Below are 24,758 nucleotides of genomic sequence, written 5' to 3'. Positions count from 1 at the left end.
GGGTCTTAATTTCGTGGGTTCGCTCACTGGAACAACACCCCTGCACACTGGGGAGTGGTTAAGGAGAGGAAAAAAAACTGAACGAAAGGGGGGGGGGTCCCCCCCCCCCCCCCCCCCCCAGGACTCCTCGTCCGCCACATCACACGCCTCGAAGACCGCGCGTCCCCCGCTCTCGCGGATGGCCTGTGCGGTGCGTTCACCCTCCTCGACATCCACATCGGCGATGATCACCCCGGCCCCTTCACCCGCGAGCCGCCGGGCGGTCGCCGCGCCGATCCCGTGCGCGCCCCCGCTGACGACGACGCAACGGTCGACGAAGCGCCGACCGGGACTCGCCGTCCGCGACGGCTCCTCCGACTCCGGCGAACCCGATGACTCAGCGCCCACTGGCAACTCAACTCCCGCCTCTCGCACGGCAGACACGCCACAACCACATCAGGCACCTCCCCGCCAACACCCCGTCCCTAACCCCTCCCTGTGCGGGCCTGCCCGCGGAACGAAAGGCGGTGGACGAGACCGTGCCACGTGCTGGACGATCACCGGGTGAAGCGACTCATCGATCTCGACCAGGCGGCCGCCCAGATCAGCGCCCGCAGGCAACAGTGGACCGCCGCGGGCCTCATGGTCGGGCCGCTCACCTGGCGGGACGGGGAGGCGGCATGGCCGCAGCGGCTGGAGACGAGCCGCTCAGAGGTACGGGACCCGGACTCGGTCGGCGTCCATGTCACCGGCCCCTCGGACGCCGAACTCCTCGTGGTCCTGTTCCGGGGCGGCTGGGCTGACGTGGACTTCGTCGCGGCTCTCGACACGAACGAGGAGCTGGTGAGCGAGGCTCCTGAGGTCCTTTCGCCGCAGGTGTTCGGACAGCTCCTCGACGGCTATGTGCTGCGGGCGTTCGGAGTTCAGTGAGGCTCGACTTCCTGGGTGCTCCCCGGCTGTCTAGGCTGCCGGTATGTGGAGAGAAGTCGCGGAGCTGGCATTCCCGGAGGCCGGGTTCAGCGCGCCGGTCGAGCCAGCGGGCGTGGCCGCTGCGGAACGGCGGCTGGGGAGTTCACTACCTGCGGGCCTCGTGAGCCTGCTGCAGGAGACCGACGGCATCGTGGGGCACTACGGCACGGATACGTCTGGCAGCACGAGGACGACAGCCGCCGCTGGGTCGCCCGGGATCGGACGGACTACCTGAAGCGGTCGCTCACGGACGGGGAAGACGACTGGTACGAGTAGGCGCGCGCGTGGGGCCGATCGAGAGTCACTTTTCTGCCTCCTCGAGGTGGTCCCGATGCTCGGCAAGGTCGAGCGTGAACGCCACCCGGTCAAGTCCGGGGCCGTCGTAGTCCGGCTTCAAGGACGAGACCGAGAAGCCGAGCCTGGCATGGAAAGCCTGCGACGCGGAGTTCTGCGGGCTGGTGATGCAGTGCACGTACCGGCGGCCGTGTGACCGGGCGAGAGCGAAGAAGGCCCGGTACAGGGTTCGTCCCACGCCTTGCCCGTGCAGTCGCGGGTCGACGCCGACGAAGTGCACGTAGGCGGTGTCGGGTTGGGTCTGGGACAAGAAGCCGACAAGGAAAGCCGCGACCTGCCCCCCGTCGGCTGATTCCGCCTGCTCCCCGGTACGTTCGACCACGAAGCTGGTGGTGGTGAAGTGCTGGAAGTACAGCCTGGGCAGGAGCAACGAACGCTCCAGCGCACCCGCCGGTCCCTTCATGCCGCCCCACCACACGTCCAGCACCGCGAGCACCTGCGAGTGGTCGCCCTCGGCAAGGTGTCGAGCCGTCAGGCCCTCAGGAAGATCGTCGATCATCGGTGCAGTCTGTCACCGGCGTCACGCGCGCCGCTATGGCCGCGAACGCCCATCTCACCCGCGAGGCGGGTGGCCGCGCCGGTGGCGAGATGGTCCTGAGCGCGGGTGCGATCGACTTCACCCGCGAGGCGGGGCGGTGGACCGTCGATGACATCAGCAACCAGTCGACCGGGTACTGCCCCGACGTCAGCTCTTGGCAGGCGGTCGCCCGGGTTCTCGACCACACGGGGCTCGGCCGCCCCTCCCGCTTCACGCACGACTATTGAATGCTCCAGCGATGCGGGTGGCCGGGGTCGGCGGGGCATGCGAAGACGTTGAGCTGGCCGGCGCGGCCCACGATGACCTTCGTGGGTGTGCCGAACGGGTGCGGTGGCAGGTCCGCTTCCTCCATGGGCTTCCAGCTACCACTGCCGCCGTCCCACTCGGAACTGGCGATGGTCAGCAGCAAACGCATGGGTGTGGTGCAGGTCAGGCAGTCCATGGGGGAAGCGTCGGTAGTGTGCCAGGAGGCGAAGCCGCCGACGCGCCAACCGGGTGGGATGGACAGGTCGTACTGGTAGTACACCTGCTTGTCGCCGCCGTCCTCCGCGGCCCGCTCGTCCTCGCCCTTCTCCCCGGCATGTTCACGCTCGTTCGCTTCCCACGGCGAGTCCCACTCCTCGTCGGCCTCTTCGTCGAGTGCCTCCTCGCGGGCGTAGATCCTGTCGCACAGGTCCGTGGGCAGAAGGCCCGCGAAGGGGTACGTGACCACCTGCTCCGGATGCAGCACACAGGGCTCGGGCACGTATCCGTCGGAGCCGACGACTTGCGGCTGAGGCGGCGCGGCGAGCACCTCGCCGACCTCCTCCGACCTGCGCCAACGCAGGTGGAGCAGCATGCCGTAGCCGCTCGGGCCATGCGCGTCGAAGGGGCAGCAGAACACCTGGAGCAGGTCGCAGCCGTCCGGTCCGGCCGGCAGGTCGGGGATGTCACGCCGGTACAGCTGCGCGAGCGCGATCAACGGCAGCGGGTCGGTGTCGGTGACGTCGGGGATCCGGTGTCGCCGATGCAGCTCGTCCAGGAGCGCCCTTTCCTCTGCCGTGGGGCCCGAATAGGGTGCGCGGGCCCACGCGTCGTCCAGGACCTTGCGCCTTCGGCGGATGTCCGCGGGCCGTCGGCCACTGCTGCGACGGTGGACCTCGGTGCACACCGGCCATGGCTCGTCCGCCGGCCACAGGAGCGGGCCGCCCACGGAACTGGCCGACACATCGGGGTTTCCCGGCCTCGGGTGCAGTCGGGTCGTGGTTCCCCGGTATGCGGTGAGCTCAGGGAACAGCGCCTCGACATCAAGCGGCCGCGGCGGAGTGGTCCTCGTCATGGGCACGACCCTAAGCATCCGGCGGCCTGGCTGACCTGGCACCCCCGCCCATGGCTGAGGGCACCAACTGACGCCCACGGACACCCACGGACACCCACTGGCTAGCGAGGCCGTGCCGGCATTTTCCCCGTCACTTCGGCCCGCCCTGCAGTGAATTGGGGTCGCTCGCCGAAACCCTCACCAGGAAATTCCCGAGGAAGCCTCTGCCCGACCGGCAGCGGGGCGGTGGAGCAGCAACCAGCTTCGGCGTACCGCTCCGCGTCATCGCCGCGCCGGGTCGCGTCAGTTGAGGGCTCCCGGTTCTTGCCCTTCGCTCCCTGACCCCTCTCCCTGGCGTCCATCGGCGGCCCCGGCTTCTGCTTGCGGGGCGAGGACGGCTCGCAGGTCGAATGGGCGCAGGCTTGGCCCCCGCCCCCACCCCCGCCCCGACGCTTGCGAGGCGCGTCACCGCCACCCTTGACGCCCCGGACACCCTTGACCTTCTTCTCACCCTCCGAGCCTTCCGCGCCCTCTTCGCCCTCTTCGCCCTTCCCGCCCTTCGCGGACGGCTCACCCCCGCCCTTGATCGAGCGGGATTTCGGGTCCGCCGACGACGAGTCGAGCATCCAGCGCTGTTCCGGAGATCCGTCGCGGACCTTCACCACGGCTTCCGCGCCCTTGCGCGCGGAGGCAGGAGCGACCGCCAGCCGTTCGTGCCACCGGGGCAGCAACTCCCCCAGCACGGTCAGGTCGTAGCGCACCTCCTCCGCGCGCGCGGCCGAAGGCGCGACACATGCACCGAGGACGAGCACTCCATCGTTCCGGTGGGAGTCGAGGCAGAGGTCGGGACGGGCGACGGTGCTCAGCAGTCCGTTCTTGTCGTACGACCACTGCTGACTCGCCGCATCCGAGCACTTCGCCAGCTTCGTCTCGGCGCCGGGCTTCACCTTCCCCCGGATGTCGAGGCACAGATCCGCCGCGGCATTGCGGAGCGTCCCCTGGTCGGTCCTGTCGGGGTAGCCCGCTGAAGTGGGCGCGGGAGACCCGGTGGGCGGCGTCTCGGAACCCGTGCTCGGGCCGGTGCCATGGCTTCCGGTCATGCCGGTCGGTGGCATGGCCTCGCCACTGTCGCTGTCGCCGTCGCCCGAAGCGAGGGTGATGACGAGTACGGTCGCGAGCAGGACCGCTGACCCCAGGGCCGCTCCGGTGCGCAGCGCCCTGGAGTGTGCGCGCGCCTGCGCGAGCGAGCCGCCGACCGAGGGGTTGGGGGACGACGGACGATGGCGTCCGCCGCCGCCCGCGCGCCTGCCGCCCTGCGCGGGGGCTCCCGCGCCGCGCTTCACCACGCCCCCGCGCCCCGGGCGCGACTCCAAGTAGCGACGTGCGCCCCAACCGAGCACCGCTTCGGCGAGCAATGTCCCCAACTCCTTGTCCACGTGGACGAGTTGATCGGTCACATCCCGACAGTGACGGCACTCCGACAAGTGGTGTTGCGCATCGGGGAGCAACGTGCCGCCCCGGCGAATCGTGACATCGAGGATTCGGTTGTATAGGGGGCATTCCTTGGTCGGCGCGAGTTCGCGGTGGCCGCGAACGATGCCTGCCCGGAATTGTTCGCGTGCCTGCGCGAGTGCGTCGGCCGCGAGATCGGGGCTCAAGCCCGACATACCTGCGGGTATGGATATGTGCTCGGCCTCCACCGCCGTGTGCCACAGCAGACATTGGGCGTCCGCGGGAAGGTCCCAGAAGGAGCGCGCGGCGAGTCGACGCTTTTCGGGTGTCATGGAGGTCGCCGCCCGCATGCCGCGCCCACCGGTCGGTTTACGGAGTTCCGGCATGAGGGCGGATATGCGCTCGTCGACGGTCCACCCCCTGACCGTCTCCCTGACAGTCACCAGGAGGTACGGCCGCAGGGCCCCGCCCGGCTCGGCGCTCCCCAGCTGTTCGAGCATCTGGTGGAAGGATGCCGTGGCGACCATGGAGGCCGAACTCGACCAAGCGGCCAGGCAGATGGCCGCGTAGTCGTATGTTGCCTGCCAGTGCCGTGCGAGCAGCAGCGCGATGGGTTGGTCGGACTCACCCTCCGACCGGCCACGCAGTCGGGCGGCGAGATTTCGGTCTGATTCCTCGGGGGGCACGCCGGGATGAGGGGCGTGAGTCGGACGTGGGGGGTGAGGGGATGGCACAGAACCTTTTCCTTCCGAGCCGATAGACGGCACACGGAAAACACACCCATCGAAATGGGGCGCCTGATTGGTGCATACCTAAGGCTCACCGGTACGGAAAAACGGATCAACAAATCGTGGGATCGCCCGTGTACGGCCGACGGAAGACCTTTTGGGTCGGCGGCACGAATCCCGGACGAGAAAGGCGATCCTGATCATTGCCTCGGCGCGAGGAAGCTCACCTTGGCACAGCCGACTCGCGGGAAACAAGAAGTTCGAGGGACTTCCATTCGGGAAGAGAGAGGAACCTCGGCGTTACCTGCGGTACTCGCACCTGTTTTCGAAGTCTACGGCGAATCACCCAGCGGAGCGGATACGGCGAAGCCCTCGTCAAGGGTCGCGACCAAGGCGCCCGCGACTGGCGCGAAGCCACAAGAAGCCCATCGCTCAACGCACTTGAGGAAGCCGGTGAGGTCGTCCTGGACAGAGCTGAGGAGTTCCCGCAACCGCTCCCGGGGGATCTCGATGGGCCGTCCCTCCTGACGGGCGGCGTCAGGCCACATCCGGATGGTCGCGCCCACGTGCTCGACACGCGGTCCGGGATCGTGGCCGAGCCACGGCTCTTCCCCCTCCAACAGGCCCTGCCAGTCCCGCCAGTTCTCCAGCCCGAAGCAACAACCGGGCTCCACCGTGACCCCGCTGTCGGTGTCCCTGACCCGCAGACCACCGGGCGCGACCACGCACTCGGCGGTCACCAGCCGGTTCACCATCGCGAGCCCGTCCATGGTGTGCCGCTCGCTGCGCCTGCGGGGCCTGTTGTTATATCCCGTCAGCACCGCCATGACCGTGCCGACCTGAGGTGACGACAACTCACCGGACAGCCGCAAAAGCCGGCCGTCGGCGGGATCAGAGACGGGCCACAGCGCGAACTCTCTGGCCTCGCAGGTCTCCACCACGGCATCCATGATCAGCACACCCCCAGTCTCCCGCACCGCCCTCCGCGTACACCTGCCCTCTTCCTCCTGCCCGGCCCGACCATTGATGCCCGCGACGGCACACGATCCGACATGCTGTGGGGCAGGTGGGGAGGAGACCGCGATGGCAGAGGGACCGGTGTCGAGGCAGGAACTGATCCGGCGACGGCGCGGCGGTGGTTTCGTCGGGCGGCGGCGCGAGCTGGCGGTGTTCCGGGAGAACCTGGCGCAAGGGGCCAGTGCCGACACCTATCAGTTCCTCTTCCACGTGAGCGGTCTCGCCGGGGTGGGCAAGTCGACGCTCATCAGACGGTGGGAGGCGACGGCACGCGAAGGGGGAGCGGTGACCGCCGTCGTCGGGGACGACGTACACAGCGCGGTCGAGGCCATGGCGGCAATCAGCGAGCAACTGGCGCGTCAGGGCTTCCCGTTGAAGCAGTTCGACAAGCACCTGTCCGCCTACCGGCAGAAGTGTCACGAGGCCGACGCCGCGTTCACGGAACAACTGATGTGCGAAGGAGGCAACGGGCAGCGCAGCGGGCCGGGGCCCTCGCGTCGGACAGACCCATCCCCCTCCAGCGCGTTCGCGGCGCAGATCAGCGTGGCCGGGCTCAGCCTCGTGCCGGGGGTCGGCGCATTGAGCGGTGCGGTCCGCCCGGAACACGTCGCCTCCGGTCTCGACCGGGCGCGTGCGGCGCTCAGTTCACGACTGCACAGTCACGAGGACGTACAGCTGGTGCTGTCACCGCTCAAGACGCTGACACCGCAGTTCCTCGCCGATCTGGGTGGTGTCGCAGAACGCCGTCCGTGGGTGCTCCTGTTCTTCGACACCTATGAACGTACGGCACCACTGCTGGATGTCTGGCTGCGGGACATGCTGGTCAGCGAGGTGTACGGGCCGGTGCCGGTCAACGTGCAGGCGGCACTGGCGGGACAGGGGCCCCTGAACTCCGCGTGCTGGGGTGACAGCCTTGACCTGATCACGGAGGTCGCACTCGAGCCGTTCACGGAGGACGAGGCGCGTGCGCTGCTCTCCGCCCGCAGTGTGACCGACGTGCACGTGGTGGACGTCGTCCTGCGCCTGTCCGGCCGGCTCCCGGTGCTCCTCGACGCTCTCGCCAGGAGTCGCCCTCAACAGGTGGACGCGATCGGCGACCCGTCCGACACGGCCGTCGAGCGCTTCCTGAAGTGGGAGACGGATCCAGCCCGCCGGGACACGATCCTTGCCTGCGCGCTTCCCCTGCGTGTCGACGCGGACATCTACCGGGCTCTGGCGCCCGCCTCCGGTGCCGACGGCTTCGGATGGCTGAGCGGGCTCCCTTTCCTCACCGGCCAGGCGGGACGCCACCGCTACCACGACGTCATCCGCACCCCGATGCTGCGCTTTCAGCGCTCCCGCTCCCCCGTTCAATGGCGCCGCAGCCACGCCCACCTCGCCTCAGTCTTCCGCGCATGGCGCCGCGAGCAGGAGGAGAGGCTGTCGCCGGACGGTTACTGGGACGACTCCGCCTGGCGGGATCACCGGCTCGATGAGACGTACCACCTGCTCTGCGCGCAGGGCCACGGCGCGCTGTCCGAAGCCCTGCGCGACACGGTGCTCGCGTGCGGCCACAGCACCGAATCCCTGCGCCGCTGGGCCCAGTTGCTCATCCAGACCGGGACGGACAGCGACGGCTCCGGCGGCAACGGCGACCTCGTCCGAACCGGGCAGCGCCTGCTGGACTTCGCCGGGCAGGATTCCGGCGACGCGGAGACGCTGACCTTCCTCCTGACCACACCTGGTCTGGACACGGACGGGCGGGCGCTGGCCCATGCTCTCCGCGGCCGCGAGTACCGGCGCGGCGGCCTGCACAGCCAGGCGCTCGCCGACTACACAGCAGCATTGACCCTGGACCCGGATCTCCCTCGGGCCTATGCGGGCCGGGGACACACCCACCTGGCCATGCGCCAATTCGAGGCTGCGCTGGCGGACCACAGCCATGCCGTCCGGCTCGCTCCGCGCTCCCCGACGCACCGGATCAACCGCGGCACCGTCTACTACCGCATGCGCCGCTACGAAGAAGCCACAGCGGATCTCGACCACGCCTTGGGCCTCGATCGCCATAACACCTGGGCCCTGGAGTTCCGCGGCTTGCTCCACCACCACATGGGTCACCACGACAAAGCGCTGACCGATTTCACCGACGCGGTCACAGTCGACCCGCAGGCGGCGTGGGCTTACGGCGCCCGCGGCGATCTCCATCTCACCCTCGGCCACTTCGAATCCGCCCTCGCGGACCTCGACCACGCCCTCGGCCTGGCACCACAGGCTCCCTGGCCGCACTGCTGGCGAGGCGAGACCTACCGCGCCCTGGGCCGGCACGAGGAAGCTCTCGCGGACTTTGACCGTGCCATGGAGCTCCTCCCCCGCTGCGGCTGGTTCCCCTATCAGAGCGCTCTGGCCATGCGGCTGTCGGGAACGCCCGGCGAAGCAGCCATGTGGCAACGCGCGACGGACATCTACCAGGCCGAAGTACGCAGGGCGCCCGACTTCGCCGACCTGCCGCGCAGCAATCTCCTGGTGCTGTGGTGCGCCCTGCCCGACTGGGACCGCGCCGAGGAGCATCTGCGGGCCTTCTTGTCGTACGCCCCCTCACCTCACCAGATCGTGGAAGCGCTGGACGACCTGGCGGATCTTCAGCGGGCCGTGCCGGTCAGTCCCGAGAGGCTGGCGCCGGTCCTGAGACGACTGCGGGACGCCTTGGGAACGTCCTGAGGTGTGGGCCCGCATGTCTGCCGGTGCCTTCGCTCACGTCAACGTGACCCGCATGCCGCCCTCCGCCAAGACATCGAGTACCTCGGCGAACAGGTCGTAGCGGCGGCCGTCCGGTGTCAGGGAGCGTGACAGGTGTGCGCGGGCCGTTTCGGCGTTCCGCCAGAGCAGCGTCGCGGGAGCCGTGTAGCCGAAGGCGCCGCGCAGGCAGTCGTCGAGGGCCGCGAGGCAGCCGCCGAAGTAGCCGCCAGGACCGTTCACCGCTTCGCCGAGCGCCAGGCAGATGCTCGGTTCGTCGGTGATGTGCCCGCCGTCCAGTTCGTAGGCGTGACCGGTCGACCCGGCGGGGTGGGTGCGTCGGCAGCCTCGCTCCCGGACGAGATCGAGCCAGGCATTTCGGTGTCGGGTGTCCAGCTCGGTCCAGGCGCCCGGAGCCCGCGGAGGCCCGGCGTACCACTGCTCCCAGATGCGGCGGACGTACTCGGGCTCGGGCGTGAAGCGCTCCGCGTCGAGTTCCAGGTCGATCAGGTCCGGGCCGTAAGTGGAGGCGTGCCAGGATCTGACCTCGGTCCACAGCAGTCGCTCGGTGAGCAACTCGCCCTGGTCATCGTGTATTTGCAGGGATGCTTCCTCCAGGTCCAGCGCCCGCCGGGTGCCCTTCGCCAGTGCCGCCCGCAGTTGCTCACTCTGCGCGAGTCCCCGCAGGACGAGCGGAGGGGCCGCCCGCTCGGGTGGCAGGACCAAGGCGAACTCACGGCAGGAACCCAGCCACCGGGACCCGTCGTGCACACGAACGGAGCCCCGATAACCTTCGGGTGGGCCCTCGTAGTCGTCCAGGCCCGTCAGCACGAGGCTGTCCGTGCCGTGCGGTTGCCCCAGGCTCTCCGCGTCCTCAAGCAGCCAGGGATCGAGTGTCCGGTCCTCGGGCACCAGCCACACCCTGGCGCCGAGCCACCCCTGCACCTCGACGCCCTCGGGGACCCAACCGAAGAGTTCGTACGTCCCACGCAGGGGCTCCCCGAAGAGACCGTCCACGGCGGCGCACATACCCCATGCCCGGTCGTGCTCCGTCTCTGTCAGCGTGTATCGCCCGTACCCGCGGGCTTTTTCGTCCTCATGCACGCTGGGAATCATGCCTGGGCGGCGGCGAGCGCCTCGCGCCAGACGGGGCTGTCCACGTAGTGGTTGTCGTAGCGCTCCGAGGACTCCGCGATCTTCTTCGGGTCGGTCTCGCCGCGCATCACACTGCCGAGCAGGCGCAGGTAGTCGAAGCGGGCCATGCCGGGGGTGAAGACGAACAGGACGTCCGCCTCGCAGCCCGGTGCCGCGGCGAAGGCGTGCGGGGTGTGCGGGGGCACGGCGAGGAAGTCACCCGCCTGCAGGACGGTGATCTCCTCGCCCACGAGGACCTGGAGGGAGCCGCTGATCACGAAGAAGAGCTCCGTGGCCTTGGTGTGGAAGTGCGCGGGGGCGCCGACGGCCCCTTCGGTGAAGGTGGACCGGTAGGTGGTGAAGCCGCCGCCCGGTCCGTCCGTGTCGGCCAGCAGGGTCATGACGCTGCTCGGGTCGGCGCTGGTCTCGGCCTCCGACGCGCGGGTGAGGACAGCGGCGAAGTCGGCGTTCTTGCTGTTCATGGTGGTGTTCCCTTCGGTTCTGCGGCGCGTGCTCGCGTCGTTGTGATCACCACTCTATGAGCCCGATAGACCCTCACAGGAGTGCAATTCAGCGCCGAAAGGGAGGGTCAATTTCCGAGCTGATCGCGCTGGATCGCGTGGGCGAGAGCCCGGCGCGCGGAGGCTGATCCCGCGGCGGTGCCGCCCGCGGTCACGTCCGCGGGGATGTCGAGCCGGCGAGCGATCTCGTCGTACGTGTCCCGGTGGGCGCCCGGCAGTCGAGCCTGGTGCCGCCTCAAGTCCTCTTCGAGGAGCCGCCGCAGCTCGTCGACGCTCTGGGGCGTGAAGCGCTTCCGCCCGCGGCCGAGGGCGTTCACGTGACGTGTGCAGTGGGCGGCCTCGCCCAGCGTCTCCGAGACCACCTCGGCGAGGCCCCACAGGCGCCCTTCGAGCCACGGCAGGTCCCGCTGGTCGAGGTGCAGCTCCATCGGTGGCGGCCGGTCACCCGCCTTGCGTTTCGCCACCTGCTTGGACACGGCGGGCTGGCTCATGTCCGCCAGCTCGGCGATCTTGTCCTGCGTCCAGCCGAGATCAACGAACAGTTTGATCATCTCGGCGCGGAGCTTCCGCATCTCCTCGCCCGCGCGGATGACCTCGTTCATGCCGGCGAGCATCCGCGCGGCCTGCCCCTCGGTCAGCACCCCGGGACCCTCGCGAGAGCCCTCATACATGTCCTCCGCACCTGCCATGCCTCGGTTATACAGCTAGGCACACCAGTCGACATAACCGGGTTGTATAACCTGGTTATGCCGTGCCAGGATCCGACCCATGCCCACCTACTCCGCACCTGACGGAACCCAGCTCGCCTATCACGTACACGGAGACCTCCATGAAGGCGTCCCCCTCGTGTGCATCCCCGGCGGCCCCGCGGCCTCCCGCTACCTCGGCGATCTCGGCGGCCTGTCCGCGCATCGGCGACTCATCGTCATGGACAGTCGCGGCACCGGCCGGTCAGCGATCCCCGAAGACCCCTCCTCCTACCGGTGTGACCGCCTCGTCGATGACGTCGAGGCCCTCCGCCGCCACCTCGGGCTCCCCGAGATGGACCTGCTCGGCCACTCCGGCGGCGCGAACGTCGCCACGCAATACGTGGCCCGCCACCCCCAGAAAGTGCGCAAGCTCGCACTGATCGGCCCCGGCACCCGAGCCGTCGGCATCGCCGTCCCCGGTGCGATGCGGCGTGAGCTCGCGCTGTCGCGCAAGGACGAGCCGTGGTTCACCCCGGCGTTCGCCGCGCTGGAAGCGATCACCGAGGGCACGGGCACCGACTGGGACGCCATCAGTCCCTTCTTCTACGGCAGATGGGACGCCGCCGCCCGGCACCACTGCGCCATGAGCCAACCGGACAACAAGGAAGCCGTCACCTGGTTCGCGGCGGAGGGCGCCTTCGAGCCCGAGACCACGCGTGCGGGGCTCGCGGCCTGTGAGATGCCGGTGTTGCTGCTCACCGGAGAGTTCGACATGAACAGTCCCCCGCGGGCGGTGGCCGAGTTCGCGGCCCTGTTCCGCGACGCGAGTTTCGTGGTGCAGCCGGCGGGCGGGCACTATCCCTGGCTCGACGACGCCGGGCGCTTCGTGGCGGCCACAGCGGAGTTTCTGGATCACTAGGCACGTGTGACCAGCTGAAATCAGGTCACACGACGTGCATGACGCGTTTCGTGACAGTGGGCCTGCTGATGGCCTGCGCAGTGGGCGGTGTGTTTCTCGCCCTCCTGGCATCCCCGTGGTGGTGGTCGGCCGCGGTGCCTCTCCTGTGCGTGGCACTGACCGGTGTGTACGACCTGGCGCAGAGGCGGCACTCCGTGCTGCGCAACTACCCCGTGCTCGGCCATCTGCGGTTCCTCATGGAAACACTGCGCCCGGAGCTGCAGCAGTACTTCGTGGAACGCAACTACGACGGCAGGCCCTACGACCGCGACACCCGCAGCATCGTCTACGAGCGGGCCAAGGGCGTCGCCGCCGAGGAACCGTTCGGCAGCGAGCGTGACATGGACGCCCGCGGCTACGAGTTCCTCGTGCCGTCCATGGCACCGGTGGCCGTGCCCGACGAGCCACCCCGCGTGCGGATCGGCGGCCCGGACTGCACCCAGCCGTACGACATGGCGCTGCTCAACGTCTCGGCGATGAGCTTCGGCTCGCTCTCCTCCAACGCCGTCGTGGCGCTGAACACGGGTGCGGCGCGCGGCGGTTTCGCCCACGACACCGGCGAGGGCGGCCTCTCCTCCCACCACCTGCGGCCCGGTGGCGACCTCGTCTGGGAGATAGGCACCGGCTACTTCGGCTGCCGCACCCGCGACGGGAACTTCGACCCGCGGCAGTTCGCCGAGAAGGCCGCCCACCCTTCCGTGCGCTGCGTGTCGCTCAAGCTGTCGCAGGGTGCGAAGCCGGGGATCGGCGGCGTGCTGCCCGGCAGCAAGGTCAACGCCGAGATCGCCTCGGTACGGGGCGTTCCCGAAGGCAAGACCGTGGTGTCGCCGCCGTACCACCGCGTCTTCTCCACCCCTCGCGAACTCGTCCGCTTCCTCGCCCGGATGCGGGAGCTGACGCGCGGCAAGCCGGTGGGGTTCAAGCTGTGCCCCGGGTCCCGGGTCCAGTTCCTCGCCGTGTGCAAGGCCATGGTCGAGGAAGGCGTCACCCCGGACTTCATCGTCGTGGACGGCGCGGAGGGCGGTACGGGAGCGGCGCCGCTGGAGTTCGCCGACCACCTCGGCATGCCGCTGCGGGAGGGGCTGTTCACGGTGCACAGCGCGCTCACGGGCGCGGGCCTGCGGGACAGGATTCGTCTCGGCGCCAGCGGCAAGGTGGCGACGGGCTCCGACATCGTCAAATGCCTCCTCCTGGGCGCCGACTACACCAATGCGGCCCGCGCGATGATGTTCGCCGTCGGCTGCATACAGGCCCAGCGCTGCCACACCAACCGCTGTCCGACCGGCGTCACCACCCAGGACCCGCGCCGGGCCCGCGCCCTCGACGTCATCGACAAGGCCGCGCGCGTCACGCGCTACCAGCGGGCCACCGTGCAGAGCGCGCTGCAGATCATGGCCGCGATGGGCGTCCGCGACGCGGCGGACCTCGGCCCGCATCTCCTGCGCCGCCGCGAGGACCACGGTGATTTCCGGTCCTACGCCGAGCTGTACGAGTGGCTGTCCCCCGGCGAGCTGCTCACCGCACCGCCCGCGAGCTGGGCCGCCGACTGGCAGGCGGCAGATCCGGACAGCTTCGCCGTCGTCCGGCCGGCCTGACGCCCGGACCGCCACCTGCCGACACCTCCACTCCCCCTGACTGCCGTATCGAGAGGAAGACCTGATGTCCCGCACCGTTGCCCGCGTGATGATCGACGCCCTGGAAGAACTCAAGGTGCGCCATGTCTTCGGCGTGGTGGGAGATGCCCTGAATCCCTTCACCGACGCCATCCGCGCAAGCGACTCCGTCGAATGGGTGGGCTGCCGCCACGAGGAGGCCGCCGCATTCGCCGCCGGAGCCCAGTCACAGCTCACCGACACCCTCGGGGTGTGCATGGGCACCGTGGGACCGGGCTCCGTACACCTGCTCAACGGTCTTTACGACGCCGCCAAGAGCGGCACCCCGGTGCTCGCCATCGCGGGGCAGGTGCCCCTCTCGGAGGTCGGCACCGACTACTTCCAGGAGGTCGACAACGACCTCCTCTTCCGTGACGTCGCCGTCTTCCGCGCCACCGTCACCTCCCCGGAGCAGATGCCGGGCCTCCTTGAGATAGCCGTACGCAACGCGATCGGGCGCCGCGGTGTGGCGGTCCTGACGGTGCCCGGCGACATCGGTGACCTGGAGCTGCCTGCGGACCGGCCGGTCCGGCTCTCCGTCGCGGAGTCCGCCAACCGGCCCGACGACCCGGTCCTCGACGACGCGGCCTCCGCACTCTCCGACGGCGGCAAGGTCACCATGCTGGTCGGCCGCGGGGCGCGCGGTGCCCGCGAGGACGTCCTGGCCCTCGCGGAGCGCCTTGCGGCGCCCATGGTGCTCACGCTCAAGGCCAAGGAGGGCTTCGAGGGCGACAACCCCTACCAGGTCGGCCAGACGGGGCTGATCGGCAACCCGGCCGCCGCGCACGCGATGGACCACGCCGACACCCTGCTGCTGCTCGGCACCGACTTTCCGTACCGGGACTGGTATCCCCAGGGCAAGAAGGTCGTCCAGGTCGACCGGGTCGCCGAGCACATCGGCCGGCGCGTCCCGGTCGACGTGGCCCTCGCCGCCGACGTCGGCCCCACCGTGCGTGGGCTGCTGCAGCGCCTTGAGCGGCGCCCGGAGCGCGACCACCTGGACGAGGCGCGGGAGAAGTTCATCAAGTGGCAGGAGGGCCAGCAGCGGCTCGCCTCGCCCGGACACGACCACGGCCTCGTCGGCAAGGTGCGCTCCGCCCTCGACAACCGGGACCACCTGGTACGCCCGGAAGCGCTGGCCGCTGCGGTGGACGCGCTGGCGGCCGACGACGCCGTGTTCACCTCCGACACGGGCATGGCCACCGTGTGGCTCTCGCGCTTCGTCGAGATGCGCGGGTCCCGCCGCCTGCTCGGCTCGTACAACCTCGGATCAATGGCCAACGCCATGCCGCAGGCGATCGGCGCGCAGCTCCTCGACCCCGAGCGGCAGGTCGTCGCCTTCTGCGGGGACGGCGGCCTCGGGATGCTCCTGGGCGACCTCATGACCATCCGCAGCCGACAGCTGCCGGTGAAGCTCGTCGTCTTCGACAACCAGCGGCTGGGGATGGTCAAGCTGGAGCAGGAGCAGGCCGGGCTCGCGGAGTTCGGCACCGGACTCGACAACCCGGACTTCGCCGCGGTCGCCGAGGCCCTGGGCATCACCGGCATCCGGGTGTCCCGGCCCGAGGACCTCGCCGAGGGGGTCGGCAAGGCCTTCGCCACGCCGGGGCCCGTCCTCCTGGACGTCCTCACCAACCCCGAGGAGATCGCCGTGCCGGGCAAGCCGACGATCCAGCAGGGCTGGGGTTTCGCCATCGCCAAGATCCGCGAGAACCTCACCAGCCCCGGCGGCCACTGAGGCTCGGCGGGAAACGGAAGGGCTCGCCACGTATCGGCGGCGCCAAGGCGGGCACTCGGTCTCTGTCCGGTGAGAGATCCACGTGCACGAGCACAGACGAACAAATGGCCACATCAGTCGAAAAGCCGCAATATGGACTCGACGCGAGCACGCCGCCGAATCCGCCACGCCACAGACAGGTCCTCGACAGACAGCCCTTCGCAGCTGCCGGCCCAGGCCGTCGCGGCGCAGAGAACCACACCCACCGAAAGGCATTCGTACCTCATGAGCGACGTCACAGGTAAGGCGACAACCAACGACGCCGGCGCGCCGGTCGAAAGCGATGAGCATTCGCTCACCGTCGGCGCCGGTGGGCCGATCCTTCTGCAGGACTCCTATCTGATCGAACAGATGGCGCAGTTCAACCGGGAGCGGATTCCCGAGCGGCAGCCGCACGCCAAAGGCAGCGGCGCCTTCGGCTTCTTCGAGACCACCGGAGACGTCAGCGCCTACACGAAGGCCGCCCTCTTCCAGCCCGGCACCCGTACGGATCTGGTGATCCGTTTCTCCACCGTCGCCGGCGAGCGCGGGAGCCCGGACACCTGGCGTGACCCGCGCGGATTCGCGGTGAAGTTCTACACGACCGAGGGCAACTACGACATGGTCGGGAACAACACCCCGGTCTTCTTCGTGAAGGACCCGATGAAGTTCCAGCACTTCATCCGGTCCCAGAAACGCAGGGCGGACAACAACCTGCGCGACCACGACATGCAGTGGGACTTCTGGACCCTCTCCCCCGAGTCGGCCCACCAGGTCACCTGGCTGATGGGTGACCGAGGCATCCCGCGCAGCTGGCGCCACATGAACGGCTACACCTCGCACACGTACATGTGGATCAACGCGGAGGGCAAGCGCAGCTGGGTGAAGTACCACTTCAAGACGGACCAGGGCGTCGAGAACTTCACGCAGCACGAGGGCGACCAGATGGCCGCCGCCGACACGGATTACCACACCCGGGATCTCTTCGAGCACATCCGGGACGGCGAGTACCCGAGCTGGACCCTGTACGTGCAGGTCATGCCGTACGAGGACGCGGCGACGTACCGCTTCAACCCGTTCGACCTGACCAAGGTGTGGCCGCACGGCGACTACCCGCTGATCGAGGTCGGCAAGATGACGCTGGACCGCAACCCCACGGACAACCACGCCGAGATCGAGCAGGCGGCCTTCCAGCCGAACAACCTGGTCCCCGGCATCGGTCCGAGCCCCGACCGCATGCTCCTCGCGCGGCTCTTCTCGTACGCCGACGCACACCGCTACCGCATCGGCGGCAACTACCAGCAGCTGCCCGTCAACGCCCCGATCGTGCCCGTCCACACGTACTCCAAGGACGGGGCCATGGCGATCCACAAGCGACAGGACCCGGTCTACGCGCCGAACTCCAAGGGCGGCCCGGCCGCCGACACGGCCCGCTACGGCTCCCCGCCCAGTTGGTACGCCGACGGTGACATCACGCGCGCCGCCTACGTCGACCATGCCGAGGACGACGACTGGGGCCAGCCGGGCACGATGGTGCGCGAGGTCCTCAACGACGAGGAGCGCGACCGCCTCGTGGACAACGTGGTCGGGCACCTGCTCAACGGCGTGACCGAACCCGTGCTTGTCAGGGCCTTCGAGTACTGGTCGAACATCGACAAGTCGATCGGTGAGCGCATCGAGCAGGGTGTGCGCGCCAAGGCGAGCGAGAAGGACCCCAAGGCCGCGGAGCAGGCCAACCCGGCTCGCAGCAGCATGCAGGACAAGGCCTGACCGACACGGCCTGAGCGACTCCGGACGACCGGCCCGTCGGCCGCTGCCTGTGGGGCAGCGCCGACGGGCCTTCGCGTGCGTTCAGCCCGGCGTCATGCGTTCAGTCCGGCGGCACCGCGAAGTCGCACCAGACCGCCTTGCCCTCGCCCCGCGGCTCGATGCCCCAGCGCGTGGCGACCGCCTCCACCAGAAGCAGGCCGCGGCCGGAGGTGGCGGTCTCGACCGGGGACCTCATGTGGGGCCGGGTGCTTGAGCGGTCCTTCACCCAGAGACGGACATGGCGGGGCGGCCCCGTGAGCACCTCCAGCGTGAGGATGGCGCCCCCCTCGGTGTGGACCAGGGCATTGACGAGGAGTTCTCCCGCCGCCACCTCGACGTCGTCCGCGACCGCTCCAAGGCCCCACGACGCGAGGTGTTCCCGCAGCGCCGCACGCGCGTCGGCGAGCCCTTCCGGGTCGGCCTGGTGGACGTAACGGTGGATGCGCGGCTCCTGGAGCGTCCCGGGGTCGGGGAGCCGGCGCAGGACCAGGAGCGCCACGTCGTCGCTGCTGCCCCACCTCTTCCACAGTGCGCGGGAGAGATGGTCCGCGAGGTCCTCCGCGCCCTCGGGGCCGGCGGACAGCACCTCGGCGAGGTTCTGCATCCCGGTGTCGAGATCGAGACCGGCGTCCTCCACGAGCCCGTCCGTGCACAGGACCATCGTCTCGCCGGGCACGAGGTCGAGCCGCACCTCCGGGTAGTCCTCCATGCCGAACTCGGTGGCGAGGCCCAGCGGCAGCCCGCCACGGACCCGCGGCACGCCCACGCGGCCGTCGACATGCCGCACGAGGGGCGGCAGATGCCCGGCCCGCACGGCGCGCACGATGCCGGTGGCGGGGTCGAACTGGGCGTAGGTGCACGTGGCGAAGCGCTCGGTGTCCAGTTCGGCCAGGAAGCGGGAGGCGCGCGAGAGCACCGTCGCGGGCGGGTGCCCCTCACCCGCGAACGCCCGCAGGGCGATACGGAGCTGCCCCATGATGGCCGCCGCGTGGGTGTCGTGTCCCTGTACGTCGCCGACGACCACCCCGATACGCCCGCGGGGCAGGGTGATGACGTCGTAGAAATCGCCTCCGACGTCGCGACCGCCCCAGGCGGCGTGATAGCGCACGGCGACCTCGGAGTCCGCGACGTCGGGGACGCCGCGCGGCAACATCGTGGCCTGCAGGCTCTTGGCGAGGTCCCGTTCCTCGTCGAACAGCATGGCCCGCTGCAGTGACTGGGCGACGATGCCGGAGAGACCGATGCAGAGGTTGCGGTCCGCGTCGGTGAAGTCCTTGCGGCCGCGATAGAAGAGGGCGAGTCCGCCGATGGCCCGGTCCTGCGCCACCAGGGGCAGGAACGCCGCCGAGTCGAGCTTCATGTCCTCGATGTAGGGCCTGAGGCGGGTGAAGCGCCGCCCGAGGTCGGGCAGGGAACCCACGAAACGGGGCTGCCGTGTCATGACGGCCTCGGCCAGCGGCAGCGATTCGTCGACCTTGTGCAGCTTGAGCTCGTCGAGGGCCTGCATCGTCTGTCCCACCAGGGCGATCATCTTCAGGTTGTCCCCGTCGACGAGGCCGAGAACCAGGCCGTCGGCGGCGAACCGGTCTAGGCCGCTCGCGCCGGAGAGCACGGCCACCACGTCGTCGACCGTCACGGCCCGGGAGAGGGCCTGTGTGGTGCCCTGCACCATCAGCGCGACGCCCTGACGGCGCTCCTCCCTGGGATCGGTGGCGGCGAGCTGGGACCCGTCGTCCGCGGCCGTCCGCAGGACGCCGATGACGCGTACGGCCCGGCCCGCGTCGTTGCGCAGGATGCGTCCACGGGCGTGACTGAGGTGCAGGGAGCCGTCGCGATGGCGGACGCGGAAGTAGACGCCGTAGAGGTCCTTCCCCGCAGCGGTCGCCTCCGTGACGGCGAAGGTGATCCGCACCATCTCCTCGGGAGGTACGCGCCCCTGCAGGGAAGTCACCAGGCCGTGGAACTCGTCGGGCCGCAGGTCGAACACGCCGAGCGCACCGGCATCGAGTCCGAGCTCACCGCTGTCCAGGTCCCAGTCGAAACTGCCCATGCCGGTCAGGTGCAGGAACTGTTCCGGATCGAAGTGTGACTTCTTGGCTGAGGTCATGGCTGTCTCCGTATGCCGCTCGGTCACCATAAGCGCCACGGGCCCCGGGCGCGCGGCGCCCGCGCCCTGCCGAAAGTGGAGATCGACCTTCCGGTGATCTCCCCCGACAACGGGGTATCCGGGTGTTTCCGCGGCCCCGACGGCCGCGGGACAGCGGACGGGGCGCAGGTGCGTCCTCGGGAGGGAGCAGACGTGGTGAAGGGCAGCAGAAAGATGGCGGCCGTGGTGGCCGGGGCGGCGATGGTGGCCCTGTCGGGATGCGGCGGCGACTCGGGCTCGGACTCGAAATCCGGCGACAAGCCGTTCGCGGGCAAGAGCGCCGACCAGATCGCCGCTGACGCGGTCAAGGCCACCGAGCAGGCCGACTCGATGCACATGAAGGGAACGGTGCAGCAGTCGGCGGGTTCCACGACGACCGTCGACCTGTCCGTCGACAACAACAGGAACTGTGACGGCAGCATCGAGGCGGACGGCACCTCGGCGGAAGTGCGGAACACCAAGGGGACGTTCTATCTGCGGGGCGACGAGAAGTACTGGCGGACCGCCCTCAAGGGCCAGGCCGGCGGCGACAAGATCGTGCCGAAGATTGCCGACAAGTGGGTGAAGGCACCGGCCGACGACCAGACGGCGAAGAGCCTGTGCGACAAGAAGGCGCTCATGGCTTCCATGGACAAGAACAAGTCGGAACGCAAGGGCATGAAGAAGGGCGCGACGGCGGACGTCGACGGTACCGAGACGATCAAGCTGACGAAGAAGACCTCCGGCGGGGAGACCCTCACGCTGTACGTGGCCACCGAGGGCAAGCCGTACATCCTGCGCTCCACGTCGACGGGCGGCAAGGAACCCAACACCGCCACCTTCAGCGACTACGGCAAGACGGTCAGCCCTGAGGCGCCCGCGCCCGGCGAGACCGTCGACCTGCAGAAGCTTGCCGCGTCCGGCCAGAAGGCGTGACGTCGGCGCAGCCGGGTGCCGGGTGCGCCCGTAGCCACTCCCGTTCAGAAAGAGGTGCGTAATGTCCGCGTCCCTGCTCGAGTCCGTCGATGTCCGGGCGCCGGTTTCCGTCGCCTGGCAGCTGTGGAGCGACGTGGCCCGCTGGCCCTCCTTCCTCAGCCACGTACGGCTGGTCGAGCCGATGGACGAGCGACGCTTCGCGTGGCAGCTGGAGCTGCCCGGCGCGGAGAAGAACTTCGTGGCCGAGCTCACCGAAGTGGTGCCCGAGAAGCGGATCGCCTGGCACACCGTCGAAGGGGTGGATCACGCCGGTGTGGTGACCTTTCACCGGCTGAGTGACACCACGAGCCGGGTGACACTCCAGATCGAGTACGACCCCAAGGGCTTCGTCGAACACCTCGGCGCTCTCACGAACCTCGACTCAACCCTGGCCAACTACGACCTGGGTGAATTCCAGAAACTCGCCGAGAAGACGGCGCACTAGCCCCAGCGGGGCCATTGACGGCAAAAGGGTGCCGCGCACGCTGCTCAGCAGCATGCGCGGCACCCTTCGTGGTGCGTCGGACCGGGCTCAGGCCACGTCGCCGCGACGCTCCGCGGCGGGCGCTCGATGACGACGTCCCGTGTGGCCGTGCCCGTGGACGAGGCGCAGGTGGCGTACGCGCCGATCGGTTCTCGGCTCCGCTTCCTCGTTCAGGCTGTCCTCGATGCGGTCCATGGCGATGATCAGGAGTCCCATGACCGGTAGGAGCAAAAGAGCGACAACTAGCATCGGCAGCGTCCTCCTCGCGGCTTCTCTTCTCGCCTGCCCCTGACTGACATGCCCACGGCCCCGAAGGTATGGAGAGCCTGCAACGCTCTCTTCACATCTCCAGAGCGGACCGGGTTGCGTCCGGGCGGCGACCAGGCGTCGACCGGGCTGCCTTCACCCGGTCGGCTGGCAGAGGAATGACCTTTGTCCCATGGTTGATGACCTTGGTCCCGAGTGCGATGTCCGCGGAGGGACATTGGTCCCAGTATCAGACGGCACAGCACTTGCCGCGACACGTACACCAAGGTGCACAAGAGAAAGGACCATGCTCGTGGGCATCATCGCCTGGATCCTGATCGGTCTGATCGCAGGGGCCATCGCCAAGGCCCTCACCCCCGGCAAGGACCCGGGGGGCTGCCTGGTGACGATGCTGATCGGCATCGTGGGAGGCCTGCTCGGCGGGTGGTTGGGGAAGGTGATCTTCGGCGTTCACTCGATCAACGGGTTCTTCCACCTGTCGACCTGGATCGCCGCCATTCTCGGTTCCGTGGTCGTCCTGGTCATCTATCGCCTGCTCACGGGAGGGCGGTCACGCTGAATTAGATCGAATGTTCGAATCAGTGGGTACACTGGCCCCATGGCAACGCACCAGCTCCAGGGATCGCTCTTCGATCAGGGCGACGACGTACGCCTGGGATCCCTCGACGGAATCCGTCGGACCGTCCTCGGTGACGGTGCGTGGATCGACCTCCTGCCGGGCTGGCTCGGCGGCGCCGATGTCCTGTTCGAACGACTGGCGGCGGACGTCCCATGGAAGGCCGAGCGCCGCCAGATGTACGAGAGGGTCGTGGACGTCCCTCGCCTGCTCGCCTTCTACCGCGCAGGCGAGCCACTCCCCCACGCCGTGCTCGACGAGGCCCGGCAAGCTCTCTCCGAGCACTACGCCGCCGAACTCGGCGAGGCCTTCACGACAGCCGGCCTGTGCCACTACCGCGACGGGCGCGACAGTGTGGCCTGGCACGGCGACCGCATCGGCCGGGGCGCCCGCGAGGACACGATGGTCGCCATCCTCTCCGTGGGGGCGCCCCGTGACCTGGTGCTCCGTCCGCGCGGCGGCGGCGACGTCGTCCGGCGTCCGCTCGGGCACGGCGATCTGATCGTGATGGGCGGTTCCTGCCAGCGCACTTGGGAGCACGCCATCCCCAAGTCGGCCCGGGCCGCCGGTGGCCGCATCAGCATCCAGTTCCGGCCGCACGGGGTGCAGTGACGGATCGCAGCCCCGAGAGGCGCGGACGCGATGTGCTCCGAGCCGGCCCCATGCGCTACAGTCGATCTTGCGCCCACAGCCAGAACTCCGGCCGGTGGGCCCCGCGTTGGTCGTCCAAGGAAAGACACCCCGCTTCCTGTGGGGAAATGTAGGTGCAAGGCCTGCCCAGCGCTCGCGACAGCCCCGGTCCCTCGTCAGGGACCGGGGCTTTTTCCTGCCCGGACGAACTCGAGGAGACGCACGTGCACCCACTGGCGGTCGAACAGAATTTCCGGGCACGGGCCACCCGCCTGCAGAGCTGGGGAATCGGGCTGCTGGCCTGCGCCTTGCTGCTCTGGCTCCATGCCGCATGGCAGCTCTTCACGTCGTACGACTCCACGTACAACGCCGTGGACTGCCCCGCCCCGGTCGACGCCGAACCCAGGGACCTCTACTACGAGGACTCCGATGACGCCCACAGGGACGCCCTGCAATGCGCCTCCGACCGAAGCTGGCCCCAGCCGCTGGCGGCTCTGGTGTTGTCCATACCGCTGACCGCGGCAGGCAGCGTGCTGCTCACGACGGGCATGGTCAGCATCAGGCTGCGGCAGCACCACGACGACATGGAGAGCGCTCAGAAGTAGGACCGCGCCAGGTGCGCGGCGGCTGACTCCGCCAGGGGGCGGACCGCCGGGTGCCAGGAGCGGGTACGGGGTCCGGTCAGCACGAGGTGGCGGGATACCGCGGGCCTGAGCGGCAGCAGGGACAGGTCGGCGGGGAGCAGGGAGCGAGAGACCTCGGACAGCACCGTCACGCCGATGCCCGCCTGCACCATGCTGATCAGCGTCGTCAGGTCGCGCACCCGGTGGGTGGGCGTGAAGGGCAGCCCGGCCCGGGTGTGGATGGCGCGGATGCGGGTCTCGCAGTTGTCGGGCGAGATCAGGAACCGGTCGTCCGCCAAGTCCCCGATGTCCACGCATGGTTCGCCCGCCAAGGGGTGGTCCCGCGGCAGGACGGCACGGTAGTGGTCCTCGGCCAGGTGAACGCCCGGCCCCGGTGGCGGGTCGATGAGGATGGCGGCGTCGGCCACGCCGTCCGCCAGCCAGGTGGTCACTTCCGTGCTGTCACCCTCGAAGGCCTTGACCGTCACCCGAGGCTGATCTTCGGCCCAGTGCCGGAGCAGACCAGGGATCAACCCCCGGCAGACCGTCGGCGTGCAGGCCAGCCGCACGGTGCCGGTCATCGTCTTCGCGGCTTCGGCCGCGACTTGTTCCACGAAGCGCGCCGCCGACAGGGCGGTGCGCGCGTGCGGCAGGATCCGCTCGCCCAGGGCCGTGGTCCGCACCGGCGCGGCGCGGACCAGCAGCGGAGCCGTCAGCTCGCGTTCGAGGGAGGCGACGGCGTGCGAGACCGCGGACTGGCTCATGCCCAACTCGTCGGCGGCCGCACTGAATCCGCCCGCTTCGACCACGGCCAAGAAAGCCTTCAGCTGGGGAAGATTCACGGTCATGCGGCGGCCTCATAGAGCTATGACTTCAGTGCGTTGGCTCCATTGTCCCAGGTTGGCGAGGCTTGCTCCGTGCCGCCGCCTCCCGACGGCACCCACCGAGTCGTCCAAGGAGAGCCATGCCGTACATCCGCATCACAGTCACCGACACCGACCTCCCCGTCACGACTCAGCACGCGCTGGCCGAGGGACTCACCGGCCTCGCGGTCTCGGCCCTGGGCAAGTCCCGTGCGCGCACGATCATCCACATCGACCTGGTACCCGGCACCCGGTACTTCGTCGACGGCACACCCCTGACCGGCGCACTCGACGCGCATGTCGAGGTCAGCATCACCCTGGGCACCAACAGCGCCGCCCAGAAATCGGCGTTCATCGCGGGAGCCGATCAACTCCTGGCCGACGTGCTCGGACCGCTCGCCCGCTGCGGGGTCGCCCTGCACGAACTGCATCCCGAGAGCTACGGCTACGGCGGTGTGACGCAGTTCGACCACTACCGCTGACCAACTGGTTTGATCTGCGTGCGCATCGCTAAGCTCACTTATCAGGGCACAACTGGGGGCACGTTGCCGAGGACCCCCTCGACGGCCGCCCTGCTCCGGGGATGACCGAGCGAAGGCTCGCCGCCGAC

At 69.3% G+C, this 24,758-nt stretch carries 24 protein-coding genes; 13 read left to right on the top strand and 11 right to left on the bottom strand.

Annotated features, from left to right (window positions below; all coding sequences use genetic code 11):
* Positions 1 to 387, bottom strand: a 387-nt coding sequence (locus ACZ5U5_RS13995; protein ID WP_469020886.1) for an SDR family NAD(P)-dependent oxidoreductase, incomplete at its 3' end; no start/stop codon positions are given.
* Positions 388 to 543: 156 nt separating this feature from the next.
* Here ACZ5U5_RS13995 and ACZ5U5_RS13990 point away from each other — a divergent pair.
* On the top strand, positions 544 to 909 hold the full coding sequence (locus ACZ5U5_RS13990) for a hypothetical protein (protein WP_469020474.1): 366 nt from the start codon (positions 544 to 546) through the stop codon (positions 907 to 909).
* Positions 910 to 1,249: 340 nt separating this feature from the next.
* On the opposite strand, the gene ACZ5U5_RS13985 is transcribed toward ACZ5U5_RS13990, so the two are convergent.
* Entirely contained in the window at positions 1,250 to 1,801 is a 552-nt protein-coding gene (locus tag ACZ5U5_RS13985) for a GNAT family N-acetyltransferase (RefSeq protein WP_469020472.1), read from the bottom strand.
* Positions 1,802 to 1,803: 2 nt separating this feature from the next.
* Between ACZ5U5_RS13985 and ACZ5U5_RS13980 the strand changes: the two genes are divergently transcribed.
* Positions 1,804 to 2,067 carry a hypothetical protein gene (locus ACZ5U5_RS13980; protein WP_469020470.1) on the top strand — a complete coding sequence of 88 codons (264 nt, stop codon included), beginning with the start codon at positions 1,804 to 1,806 and terminating at the stop codon, positions 2,065 to 2,067.
* Here the strand turns inward: ACZ5U5_RS13980 and ACZ5U5_RS13975 are convergent.
* The 3 genes from ACZ5U5_RS13975 to ACZ5U5_RS13965 all read right to left on the bottom strand — a co-directional run bounded on the left by ACZ5U5_RS13975 (position 2,061) and on the right by ACZ5U5_RS13965 (position 6,267).
* The gene (locus ACZ5U5_RS13975) at positions 2,061 to 3,158 is read right to left on the bottom strand and encodes a hypothetical protein (RefSeq protein WP_469020468.1); all 1,098 of its coding nucleotides are present in this window, start codon (positions 3,156 to 3,158) and stop codon (positions 2,061 to 2,063) included. The genes ACZ5U5_RS13980 and ACZ5U5_RS13975 overlap by 7 nt on opposite strands.
* Positions 3,159 to 3,259: 101 nt before the next feature.
* Complete coding sequence (locus ACZ5U5_RS13970) at positions 3,260 to 5,275, bottom strand: RICIN domain-containing protein (protein ID WP_469020466.1); 2,016 nt, start codon at positions 5,273 to 5,275, stop codon at positions 3,260 to 3,262.
* 374 nt (positions 5,276 to 5,649) lie between these two features.
* Positions 5,650 to 6,267, bottom strand: a complete 618-nt coding sequence (locus tag ACZ5U5_RS13965; RefSeq protein WP_469020884.1) for a hypothetical protein — start codon at positions 6,265 to 6,267, stop codon at positions 5,650 to 5,652.
* A gap of 133 nt (positions 6,268 to 6,400) precedes the next feature.
* Between ACZ5U5_RS13965 and ACZ5U5_RS13960 the strand changes: the two genes are divergently transcribed.
* A complete protein-coding gene (locus ACZ5U5_RS13960; RefSeq protein WP_469020465.1) occupies positions 6,401 to 9,031 on the top strand; it encodes a tetratricopeptide repeat protein in 2,631 nt (876 codons plus the stop codon).
* 33 nt (positions 9,032 to 9,064) lie between these two features.
* On the opposite strand, the gene ACZ5U5_RS13955 is transcribed toward ACZ5U5_RS13960, so the two are convergent.
* The 3 genes from ACZ5U5_RS13955 to ACZ5U5_RS13945 all read right to left on the bottom strand — a co-directional run bounded on the left by ACZ5U5_RS13955 (position 9,065) and on the right by ACZ5U5_RS13945 (position 11,390).
* A complete protein-coding gene (locus tag ACZ5U5_RS13955) occupies positions 9,065 to 10,162 on the bottom strand; it encodes a barstar family protein (RefSeq protein WP_469020462.1) in 1,098 nt (365 codons plus the stop codon).
* Positions 10,159 to 10,662 (bottom strand): cupin domain-containing protein, encoded by a 504-nt coding sequence (locus ACZ5U5_RS13950; RefSeq protein WP_469020461.1) that lies wholly within the window; start codon positions 10,660 to 10,662, stop codon positions 10,159 to 10,161. The genes ACZ5U5_RS13955 and ACZ5U5_RS13950 overlap by 4 nt, the downstream gene beginning before the upstream one ends.
* A gap of 107 nt (positions 10,663 to 10,769) precedes the next feature.
* Complete coding sequence (locus ACZ5U5_RS13945) at positions 10,770 to 11,390, bottom strand: sigma-70 family RNA polymerase sigma factor (protein WP_469020460.1); 621 nt, start codon at positions 11,388 to 11,390, stop codon at positions 10,770 to 10,772.
* Between the two features lie 79 nt (positions 11,391 to 11,469).
* Between ACZ5U5_RS13945 and ACZ5U5_RS13940 the strand changes: the two genes are divergently transcribed.
* The 4 genes from ACZ5U5_RS13940 (at position 11,470) to ACZ5U5_RS13925 (ending at position 17,526) form a co-directional block, all read left to right on the top strand.
* Positions 11,470 to 12,309: an alpha/beta fold hydrolase gene (locus tag ACZ5U5_RS13940; protein ID WP_469020457.1), complete on the top strand. Its 840-nt coding sequence runs from the start codon at positions 11,470 to 11,472 to the stop codon at positions 12,307 to 12,309.
* A 38-nt stretch (positions 12,310 to 12,347) separates the two neighbouring features.
* On the top strand, positions 12,348 to 13,943 hold the full coding sequence (locus tag ACZ5U5_RS13935) for an FMN-binding glutamate synthase family protein (RefSeq protein ID WP_469020455.1): 1,596 nt from the start codon (positions 12,348 to 12,350) through the stop codon (positions 13,941 to 13,943).
* Between the two features lie 64 nt (positions 13,944 to 14,007).
* A complete protein-coding gene (locus tag ACZ5U5_RS13930) occupies positions 14,008 to 15,738 on the top strand; it encodes a thiamine pyrophosphate-dependent enzyme (protein ID WP_469020452.1) in 1,731 nt (576 codons plus the stop codon).
* 264 nt (positions 15,739 to 16,002) lie between these two features.
* Complete coding sequence (locus tag ACZ5U5_RS13925; RefSeq protein WP_469020449.1) at positions 16,003 to 17,526, top strand: catalase; 1,524 nt, start codon at positions 16,003 to 16,005, stop codon at positions 17,524 to 17,526.
* 100 nt (positions 17,527 to 17,626) lie between these two features.
* Here the strand turns inward: ACZ5U5_RS13925 and ACZ5U5_RS13920 are convergent, their stop codons facing one another.
* A complete protein-coding gene (locus tag ACZ5U5_RS13920) occupies positions 17,627 to 19,672 on the bottom strand; it encodes a SpoIIE family protein phosphatase (RefSeq protein WP_469020448.1) in 2,046 nt (681 codons plus the stop codon).
* Positions 19,673 to 19,867: 195 nt separating this feature from the next.
* Between ACZ5U5_RS13920 and ACZ5U5_RS13915 the strand changes: the two genes are divergently transcribed.
* Both ACZ5U5_RS13915 and ACZ5U5_RS13910 read left to right on the top strand, forming a co-directional pair.
* Complete coding sequence (locus ACZ5U5_RS13915; RefSeq protein ID WP_469020445.1) at positions 19,868 to 20,626, top strand: hypothetical protein; 759 nt, start codon at positions 19,868 to 19,870, stop codon at positions 20,624 to 20,626.
* Between the two features lie 61 nt (positions 20,627 to 20,687).
* Positions 20,688 to 21,110 carry an SRPBCC family protein gene (locus tag ACZ5U5_RS13910; RefSeq protein ID WP_365826566.1) on the top strand — a complete coding sequence of 141 codons (423 nt, stop codon included), beginning with the start codon at positions 20,688 to 20,690 and terminating at the stop codon, positions 21,108 to 21,110.
* Between the two features lie 87 nt (positions 21,111 to 21,197).
* Here ACZ5U5_RS13910 and ACZ5U5_RS13905 read toward each other — a convergent pair whose 3' ends face one another.
* Positions 21,198 to 21,365, bottom strand: coding sequence for a hypothetical protein (locus ACZ5U5_RS13905; RefSeq protein WP_469020444.1), 168 nt, complete (start codon positions 21,363 to 21,365; stop codon positions 21,198 to 21,200).
* A gap of 343 nt (positions 21,366 to 21,708) precedes the next feature.
* Here ACZ5U5_RS13905 and ACZ5U5_RS13900 point away from each other — a divergent pair, with 343 nt between their 5' ends.
* The 3 genes from ACZ5U5_RS13900 to ACZ5U5_RS13890 all read left to right on the top strand — a co-directional run bounded on the left by ACZ5U5_RS13900 (position 21,709) and on the right by ACZ5U5_RS13890 (position 23,267).
* The gene (locus tag ACZ5U5_RS13900) at positions 21,709 to 21,975 is read left to right on the top strand and encodes a GlsB/YeaQ/YmgE family stress response membrane protein (protein ID WP_363207835.1); all 267 of its coding nucleotides are present in this window, start codon (positions 21,709 to 21,711) and stop codon (positions 21,973 to 21,975) included.
* A gap of 39 nt (positions 21,976 to 22,014) precedes the next feature.
* Positions 22,015 to 22,644 (top strand): alpha-ketoglutarate-dependent dioxygenase AlkB, encoded by a 630-nt coding sequence (locus ACZ5U5_RS13895; RefSeq protein ID WP_469020441.1) that lies wholly within the window; start codon positions 22,015 to 22,017, stop codon positions 22,642 to 22,644.
* A gap of 242 nt (positions 22,645 to 22,886) precedes the next feature.
* Positions 22,887 to 23,267, top strand: a complete 381-nt coding sequence (locus tag ACZ5U5_RS13890) for a hypothetical protein (protein ID WP_469020439.1) — start codon at positions 22,887 to 22,889, stop codon at positions 23,265 to 23,267.
* Here ACZ5U5_RS13890 and ACZ5U5_RS13885 read toward each other — a convergent pair.
* Complete coding sequence (locus tag ACZ5U5_RS13885) at positions 23,258 to 24,133, bottom strand: LysR family transcriptional regulator (RefSeq protein WP_469020437.1); 876 nt, start codon at positions 24,131 to 24,133, stop codon at positions 23,258 to 23,260. The genes ACZ5U5_RS13890 and ACZ5U5_RS13885 overlap by 10 nt on opposite strands.
* A gap of 116 nt (positions 24,134 to 24,249) precedes the next feature.
* On the opposite strand from ACZ5U5_RS13885, the gene ACZ5U5_RS13880 reads away from it, so the two are divergent.
* The gene (locus ACZ5U5_RS13880) at positions 24,250 to 24,630 is read left to right on the top strand and encodes a tautomerase family protein (RefSeq protein WP_469020434.1); all 381 of its coding nucleotides are present in this window, start codon (positions 24,250 to 24,252) and stop codon (positions 24,628 to 24,630) included.
* The last annotated feature ends 128 nt before the right edge of the window (positions 24,631 to 24,758 follow it).

It is taken from the genome of Streptomyces sp. NPDC033177 (assembly GCF_055577715.1).
This window is presented reverse-complemented; position numbering and strand designations above follow the sequence as displayed.

What these genes read in the sequence shown, in the direction of transcription:
- ACZ5U5_RS13985 (WP_469020472.1), bottom strand. Translation starts at nt 1,801, where the DNA reads ATGATCGACGATCTTCCTGAGGGCCTGACGGCTCGACACCTTGCCGAG.
- ACZ5U5_RS13975 (WP_469020468.1), bottom strand. Translation starts at nt 3,158, where the DNA reads ATGACGAGGACCACTCCGCCGCGGCCGCTTGATGTCGAGGCGCTGTTC.
- ACZ5U5_RS13965 (WP_469020884.1), bottom strand. Translation starts at nt 6,267, where the DNA reads ATGGATGCCGTGGTGGAGACCTGCGAGGCCAGAGAGTTCGCGCTGTGG.
- ACZ5U5_RS13960 (WP_469020465.1), top strand. Translation starts at nt 6,401, where the DNA reads ATGGCAGAGGGACCGGTGTCGAGGCAGGAACTGATCCGGCGACGGCGC.
- ACZ5U5_RS13955 (WP_469020462.1), bottom strand. Translation starts at nt 10,162, where the DNA reads ATGATTCCCAGCGTGCATGAGGACGAAAAAGCCCGCGGGTACGGGCGA.
- ACZ5U5_RS13950 (WP_469020461.1), bottom strand. Translation starts at nt 10,662, where the DNA reads ATGAACAGCAAGAACGCCGACTTCGCCGCTGTCCTCACCCGCGCGTCG.
- ACZ5U5_RS13945 (WP_469020460.1), bottom strand. Translation starts at nt 11,390, where the DNA reads ATGGCAGGTGCGGAGGACATGTATGAGGGCTCTCGCGAGGGTCCCGGG.
- ACZ5U5_RS13940 (WP_469020457.1), top strand. Translation starts at nt 11,470, where the DNA reads ATGCCCACCTACTCCGCACCTGACGGAACCCAGCTCGCCTATCACGTA.
- ACZ5U5_RS13935 (WP_469020455.1), top strand. Translation starts at nt 12,348, where the DNA reads ATGACGCGTTTCGTGACAGTGGGCCTGCTGATGGCCTGCGCAGTGGGC.
- ACZ5U5_RS13930 (WP_469020452.1), top strand. Translation starts at nt 14,008, where the DNA reads ATGTCCCGCACCGTTGCCCGCGTGATGATCGACGCCCTGGAAGAACTC.
- ACZ5U5_RS13925 (WP_469020449.1), top strand. Translation starts at nt 16,003, where the DNA reads ATGAGCGACGTCACAGGTAAGGCGACAACCAACGACGCCGGCGCGCCG.
- ACZ5U5_RS13920 (WP_469020448.1), bottom strand. Translation starts at nt 19,672, where the DNA reads ATGACCTCAGCCAAGAAGTCACACTTCGATCCGGAACAGTTCCTGCAC.
- ACZ5U5_RS13910 (WP_365826566.1), top strand. Translation starts at nt 20,688, where the DNA reads ATGTCCGCGTCCCTGCTCGAGTCCGTCGATGTCCGGGCGCCGGTTTCC.
- ACZ5U5_RS13905 (WP_469020444.1), bottom strand. Translation starts at nt 21,365, where the DNA reads ATGGGACTCCTGATCATCGCCATGGACCGCATCGAGGACAGCCTGAAC.
- ACZ5U5_RS13895 (WP_469020441.1), top strand. Translation starts at nt 22,015, where the DNA reads ATGGCAACGCACCAGCTCCAGGGATCGCTCTTCGATCAGGGCGACGAC.
- ACZ5U5_RS13885 (WP_469020437.1), bottom strand. Translation starts at nt 24,133, where the DNA reads ATGACCGTGAATCTTCCCCAGCTGAAGGCTTTCTTGGCCGTGGTCGAA.
- ACZ5U5_RS13880 (WP_469020434.1), top strand. Translation starts at nt 24,250, where the DNA reads ATGCCGTACATCCGCATCACAGTCACCGACACCGACCTCCCCGTCACG.